Origin of the sequence: Bradyrhizobium centrolobii (assembly GCF_001641635.1) — a bacterium.
GTDB lineage: Bacteria > Pseudomonadota > Alphaproteobacteria > Rhizobiales > Xanthobacteraceae > Bradyrhizobium > Bradyrhizobium centrolobii.
On record NZ_LUUB01000063.1, the window covers coordinates 122606 to 129430 of the forward strand.

Annotated in this window: 4 protein-coding genes and 1 pseudogene; 1 reads left to right on the forward strand and 4 read right to left on the reverse strand. The window is 65.5% G+C overall.

The features are described from left to right. Window positions 1–13: 13 nt before the first annotated feature. The 4 genes and pseudogenes from AYJ54_RS20640 to AYJ54_RS20655 form a co-directional block, all read right to left on the reverse strand. Complete coding sequence (locus AYJ54_RS20640; RefSeq protein ID WP_063701672.1) at window positions 14–2230, reverse strand: SLC26A/SulP transporter family protein; 2217 nt, start codon at window positions 2228–2230, stop codon at window positions 14–16. A 114-nt stretch (window positions 2231–2344) separates the two neighbouring features. Further along, window positions 2345–3157: a crotonase/enoyl-CoA hydratase family protein gene (locus tag AYJ54_RS20645; protein ID WP_063701674.1), complete on the reverse strand. Its 813-nt coding sequence runs from the start codon at window positions 3155–3157 to the stop codon at window positions 2345–2347. A gap of 309 nt (window positions 3158–3466) precedes the next feature. Then, window positions 3467–4381 carry a phosphoribosylaminoimidazolesuccinocarboxamide synthase gene (locus AYJ54_RS20650; protein ID WP_063701676.1) on the reverse strand — a complete coding sequence of 305 codons (915 nt, stop codon included), beginning with the start codon at window positions 4379–4381 and terminating at the stop codon, window positions 3467–3469. Between the two features lie 60 nt (window positions 4382–4441). Further along, a pseudogene (locus tag AYJ54_RS20655) lies at window positions 4442–5359 on the reverse strand (pirin family protein). Between the two features lie 314 nt (window positions 5360–5673). On the opposite strand from AYJ54_RS20655, the gene AYJ54_RS20660 reads away from it, so the two are divergent. Next, window positions 5674–6750, forward strand: a complete 1077-nt coding sequence (locus AYJ54_RS20660) for an AraC family transcriptional regulator (protein WP_063701678.1) — start codon at window positions 5674–5676, stop codon at window positions 6748–6750. Window positions 6751–6825: the final 75 nt, after the last annotated feature.

Consider the following 6825-nt stretch of genomic DNA (forward strand, 5'->3'; position numbering starts at 1 on the left):
CGCAACTGCGCATTCACCGCCTTAGCACCGCAATCGTCCTGTTCGCAAAGCTCAGCCGCTCGGCCATGACCGACACGAAATAGGTCAGGAGTTTGTGGCTGAGATCGGGGTCTTCGTCCCTGATCGCATCGAACTGGTGCGTGTTCAGCACGTAGAGCACGCTCGCGACTTCCGCCTGGATGGTAGCGCTGCGCGGCGTGTGCGCCACCAGGCCCATCTCGCCGATCGTGGTGTAGCGTCCGAGGCTGCGCACGCGGGTGGTCCGGTCATCCTCGGCCGGGACCATGATGCCGACGCGTCCGTCGAGGATGAAGTGCATGGAATCGGCGGGGTCGCCGGCGTTCACGATGACCTCGCCGGCCTCGACCTCGAGGCGCTGGCAGCGGCGGATCAGCTCGTCGGCGTCGCGCTCGCTGTCGAGAATCCCTGCGAACCAGTCCCGCAAACTGGCCTCTTCCTGCGTCAGCCCCTGATGTTGCGAGATGATCTCGTTCTCGCACCACTCCAGCGCATGATCGAGCTCGGGAATGATGGTGACGCCTTCGCCGATGAAGTCGCTGGACCGCAGCACCTTCTCGGCCGCGGCCGACAGGTGCACCAGGATCAGCTCGACGCCGAGATCGCGCGCGCTGCGCTTGATCTGGGCGAAGCTGTAGGCGGCTGACGAGTCGACGCCGGTCACGAGCTTGAAGTCGAACAGCAGATAGCGGCACTCCGGCCGCTTCTGCAGCAGTTGCTTGACGTGCTGATAGAGCCGGTTGGCGGAGCCGAAGAACAAATAGCTCTGCAGGTTCAGGCCCTGGATCTTGCCGCCATGGGCGAGCAGAACCTCCTGATCGTCGCGCGAGCGGTCGAGCGAAGAGCGATATTCGGAGCCGTCAAAACTGTATTTGATCGACTCCACCCGCGCCGCGCTGAACGCGAATGTCGCGCAGCCGATGATCACCCCGATCAGGATGCCCGGCACGAAACCCCAGGCGACGATGATGACGATGATGGCAATCAGCGACAGATATTCGAGCTTCGACAGCCGCTTGCGCGACTCGATGATCCATTTGTGGAGCTGGTCGGCGCCCAGATACAGCAGCAGGCCGCCGAGCACGAATTTCGGCATGAAGCCGAGCAGGTCGGGCGCGACGGCGAGCATCAGCAGCGATATCGCTGCGACGGTGAGCCCGGAGATGCGTCCCCGGCCGCCGCTGCTGAAATTGAGGATCGAGCGGCTGACCGAAATGCAGCCGGCATAGCCGCCGAGCGCGCCGCTCAGGATGTTGGCGGCGCCCGTGACGTTCAGCTCGCGCTCCAGATTGGCCTCGCGATGCACGGCGACCTCGATACCCGTGGTGCCGAACAGCGCGCTGGAGGCCGTGACAAAGATGACGGCGACGAGGTTGCCGAGCAGGTCCGGCACGGCGAACCAGGGATAGTGGACGAAACCGTCGGTATGCCAGGGCAGCATGAAGGCCGCCGGCGGTGGAGGCTGGAAGGTCCAGCCTAGGCTGCGCGCTTCCTCCGGCGAGACGCCGGCGATCCAGAACGCCACGTGGGCGGTGAGCATGCCGCCGACCAGGATGATCGGCAGTCCGAACGGGCTGCGCGAGCGATGCCAGGTCAGGTACAGCACCAGCGCCATCGCGCAGGCCGCGGCCAGCTCCGACAACGTGATGCCGCTGGTGAAGTGCAACAGCGTCCCGAGCTGCACCGGATGACCGGCGATCACCCGGATCGCGCCCATGACGATCAGAAGTCCGGTGGCGCCAAGGAAGCCGCCGACCACGGGATAAGGCACGTAGCGGATCGCCCGGCCCATCCGCGTCAGTCCCAGTCCGCACAGGGTGACACCCGTCAGAATGGTCGACAGGCCGAGCGTGATCAGGACGGGCGAGAGCAGTGGCGTCGACAGATTCGCCGCCTCGATATGCTCGACCAGCGAAGCGGCGAGAATTCCCGTCACCGCGGCGGTCGAGCTGTCAGGCGCGGCGACCGCGAAGGGCAGCGAGCTTCCGAACGCGACGACGGCCGCCAGCACGGCGGAGCTGATGAAGGTCGCGGCGATCCCGTAGGACAGGTAGGGCGACAGCGGGCCTGCGAAGATCAGCAGCGCGTAAGAGAGGCCAAAGGTGACTGTCAGGACGCTCGCGGCGCTTCCCCCCAGTATATCATTCAGCGTACGCTTGAGAGCCGGGCTAGATCGCGGAACCGGACTGTAAGTAATTGCTGGATCTGTCACGCCCTTGCGCTCGCCCTGAAAATTCCCGTCTGAGACGTAGACGACTTCGAAGCTAGCGCAACAGAATTCTTCCGGTTGTGAAATTTCCGACAGTTCTTCGCGAAATCGTTCGCCTCAATCGGCCTTGCCGGAGACCTCCGCGCCGAACGCGCCGTGCCGTCCCGCGCCCGATGCGAAGCGGGTCGCGCCCGACAGCGTCTCGCCGGAGGCGATGACGTTCAGCCCGCCGCGCATCTCGTTCCTGATCGCCTCTTCTTCCCCCATATCCCATTGCTGGAGCGCAGAAAGCCGGTCGGCGCGGAGGCAAGTCTGCGGGAAGCGCGCGATCTCCTTGGCAAGCTGGACCGCATGCGCGCGCGCCTCGCCCTTCGGCACGAGGCGGTTGGCGAGCCCCATGCGCAACGCCTCCGCGCCGCCGACCGGACGGCCGGTGAGGATGAGATCCATGGCGTGTGAATGGCCAATCATGCGCGGCAGGCGGATGGTGCCGAGATCGATCAGCGGCACGCCGAATCGGCGGCAGAAGATCCCGAAGGTCGCGTCCTCCGCGACCACGCGCATATCGGCGAACAGCGCAAGCTCCATGCCGCCCGCGACCGCGTAACCCTCGACGGCCGCGATCACCGGCTTGGAGAGCCGCAGCCGGCTCGGCCCCATCGGCGCGATCGTGCCGTGACCGCCGATCTCGCGCATCTTCTCGCGATCGCCCTTCGCGACTGCCTTCAGATCCGCGCCCGCGCAGAAATGCCCCTGCGTGCCGGTGAACACCGCAACCGACGCCTCGTTGTCGGCGTCGAAGGCGAGGAATGCATCATAGAGCTTGCGCGCGGTGGCGCCATCGACGGCGTTGCGACAATGCGGCCGGTTGATGGAGATAATGGTGACGGGACCATCGCGCTCGACCAGCACGGCGTTGGGTTCGGACATGGGCGCTCTCCCTGATGTTTTGCAGGGAGTTTTGCACTGAGGCGCTACACGAGCAATGCTTGGAAGAGGCAAAGCGCCCGCCACATCCTCGGTGTCGTCCCGGCGAAGGCCGGGACCTCCGCGCGAGCGCTTGCGCTCGTCGCGATAACCCCAGGGAGTAGTTTGGCGAAGACGCGTCGTTCGGTACACCGATCATCCGCGATCGATAGACCTCGCGGTGTGGGTCCCGGCCTTCGCCGGGACGACGTTGGGAAGGCATGGAGCGCGTTGTCCGGCAGCCTCGCAGGCCGCTAGTCCGCAACAGCAGAACTAAATCTTCAGCTCCGTCCCCGTCACCCGCCGATACGCTTCCAGATATCGCTTGCTGGTCGCCTCCACGACACTCGCCGGCAGCGGTGGCGGCGGGGCGTCGCCGTTCCAGCGGCCGGCGTGGCGCTCGACGTCGAGATAGTCGCGCAGCGGCTGCTTATCAAAGCTCGCCTGCGGCTGGCCGGGCTTGTAGGCGTCGACCGCCCAGAAGCGCGAACTATCCGGCGTCATCACCTCGTCGATCAGGATGATGCGGCCGTCCTTGTCGCGGCCGAACTCGAACTTGGTGTCCGCGATGATGATGCCCTGCTCGCGCGCGAGCTCCTCGCCGAGCGTGTAGACCGAGCGCGTCATGCTCTCGAGCGTGTAGGCGACCTCGTCGCCAACGACCTCGCGCATCCGCGCGATGGTGATGTTTTCGTCGTGGCCGGTCTCGGCCTTGGTCGCCGGGCTGAAGATCGCAGGGTCGAGCTTCTCGCTTTCGACAAGGCCCGCCTTCAGCTTTTCGCCCGCGAGCGTGCCGCTTGCCGCATATTCCTTCCAGGCCGAGCCGGAGAGATAGCCGCGGATCACGCATTCGATCGGGAACACGATGGTGCGGCGGGACAGCATGGCGCGGCCGTGGATATCGGCGCGGTGCGGCCTCAAGGCCGGCACGGCTGCGATGATCTCGTCGGTGTCGGCGCTGATCATGTGATGCGGCACCACGCCTTCGAGCTCCTTGAACCAGAAGGCGCTGATCTGGGTCAGCACCGCGCCCTTCATCGGGATGGTCTCGCCCATGACGACGTCGAAGGCGCTGATGCGGTCGGTGGTGACGAGCAGCAGGCGGTCATCATCGACGGCGTAGATGTCGCGCACCTTGCCGCGCCCGATCTTGGGCAGGGGCAGGTCGCTGGAGAGCATGGTGGTCATCGGCAGGCCTTCAGGCAGGAGATCCCGGCCGCGCGACAGGGCGGCCGGGATCGGATTAGCCTATTCCGGCAGCGGAATGAACTCATGTTCCTGCGGAACCGCTGCGAATCGGCCGGTTTTCCAATCCTCCTTGGCCTGCTCGATCCGCTCCTTGCTGGAGGAGACGAAATTCCACCAGATATGGCGCGGGCCCTCCAGCGCGTCGCCGCCCAGGAACATCATCCGCGTTGGCCTCTAGGCCTTCACCGTGATGCGGTCGCCGGGGCGGAAGATCAGGAGCCGCGGCCCCTCGTAGCGCTCATTGGCAATCTCGACCTCACCGTCGACGAGGTAGATCGCGCGCTCCTCATGATCAGGGTCGAGCGGCACGCTCGCGCCCTGCGCCGCCGTCACCTCCGTGTAGAACCAGGGCGAGACCATCGACACCGGCGAGGCGATTCCGAAGGAGGAACCGGCGATCACCCGCGCCGTGAAATCGCGCTCCGAGATCATCGGCAGGTCGCCCGCGGCGTAGTGCTGGAACGTTGGCGCGATCTCTTCGGATCCGGCCGGCAGCGCGATCCAGCTTTGCAGGCCCAGCATCTTCTGACCCGAGGCGCGCTGCGCATCCGGCGTGCGCTCGGAATGCGCGATGCCGCGCCCGGCGGTCATCAGGTTCATGGCGCCGGGCTGGATCTCCTGGATGTTGCCCTGACTGTCGCGATGCATGATCGCGCCGTCGAACAGATAGGTGACGGTGGCAAGCCCGATATGCGGATGCGGCCGCACGTCCATGCCCTTGCCGGACATGAACTGCACCGGCCCGAAATGATCGAAGAAGATGAAGGGCCCGACCATCTGCCGCTTCCCGTGCGGAAGCGCGCGGCGCACCGCGAATCCGTCGCCGAGGTCGCGGGTGCGCGGCACGATGACGAGGTCGAGCGCATCGCATGACATGGGATCGCCGAGCACGGGATCGTTTGAGGGCAGCCAGCTCATGGTGGACTCCTGTTTCTTGCTGGTATGATCGTAGCAGGATTTGACATCGCCGTCGCGACAAAGCCGCGGTCAGACGTCACGCGTTGCAACAGCTCCATACTCCGCTGTCATGCCCCGCGAAGGCGGGGCATCCAGTACGCCGAGGCCCATCGATTCAATCACAACTGTCTCGGAGTACTGGATCGCCCGGTCATTCCGGGCGATGACAGTTGAGAGTGAGGCGGTGCTAACCCTGGCATGCGGATGGTCCTTGAATAATTGGGCGCGACGAACGATGTTCGGCTGATTTCAACCGCGACAGATCGCATCGTCCGATGACCCTTGCCGCAACCGAGCTTGCCTTTCGCGCTGCCAGTGTGGCGCTGCTGCTGGTGCTCGCCGCGTCATTGGTCTCCGATTTCCGTAATGTGCTGGCGGCTCGGCTCGGCGCGGCCTTTGCGCTTGGCTCGGCGGCGCATGCGGCGAGCTATTCGATCGGCGCGCCGGCGCTGACGTCAGCCTGGCACGCGCCGCTGATCGCGCTGTCGACCGGCAATGTCGTAACGTTCTGGCTGTTCACGCGCGCGCTGTTCGATGACGATTTTCGCCTGCGTTGGTGGCATAGTGCGATCTGGGCTCTGGTTGCCGCCTTCAGCTTCGTCAGTTGTCTCTGGATTGCGCCGAGCGGAAATGTGCGGCTCGCCGTCATCGCGACCAATCTGATCTCGCTCGGCTTCATCGCGCTCGCGGTGGTGCAAACCGTTGCCTCATGGTCGGCGGACCTCGTCGAGCGGCGCCGACGCGTTCGCGGCTTCATCGTCGTAGCGGCCGCGCTCTACGGCGGGCTGAACGCGTTGCTTCAGATCTTTGTCGGCGGGAGCGGCGGGGGCGACGTCGCCAACACGATCAATGCCGGCGTACTCGCCTTCGTCGTCGCTGCGATTGCCTGCGCGATGATGCGCGTCGATGGCGCAGATCTGTTTCCGGCGGCTGCCGAGCCCGAGCCCGAGCCCGCGCCGGCGATCGCGCCGAGCCAGCCCGTCGCCAGCGAGGACGCTGCCGACCAGAAGCTGATCGATGCCTTGATGCGGCTGATGGCGGATGAGCGGATCTACCGCCAGGAGAACATCACCATCGGTGCGCTGGCGGGCCGGCTGAAAATCCCCGAATACCGGCTGCGCCGGCTGATCAACCAGCGGCTCGGCTATCGCAATTTCAATGTGTTCTTGAATAACCACCGGATCGAGGAGGCCAAGGCCGCGCTCGCCGATCCCGCCCAGGCCGAGGTGCCCGTCATCACCATTGCGATGGATGCCGGCTTCCAGTCGCTCGGCCCCTTCAACCGCGCTTTCAAGGCCGTCACGGGCGTGACCCCGACGGAGTACCGGCGGTTGAAGGTGAACGCGGCGTGACCTGCTTTCGCCTCTCCCCGCCCGCGGGGAGAGGCCGACGCGCGCCGAGCGATGCGAAGCATCGTCCGAAGCGTG

What these genes read in the sequence shown, in the direction of transcription:
- AYJ54_RS20645 (WP_063701674.1), bottom strand. Translation starts at nt 3,157, where the DNA reads ATGTCCGAACCCAACGCCGTGCTGGTCGAGCGCGATGGTCCCGTCACC.
- AYJ54_RS20650 (WP_063701676.1), bottom strand. Translation starts at nt 4,381, where the DNA reads ATGACCACCATGCTCTCCAGCGACCTGCCCCTGCCCAAGATCGGGCGC.
- AYJ54_RS20660 (WP_063701678.1), top strand. Translation starts at nt 5,674, where the DNA reads ATGACCCTTGCCGCAACCGAGCTTGCCTTTCGCGCTGCCAGTGTGGCG.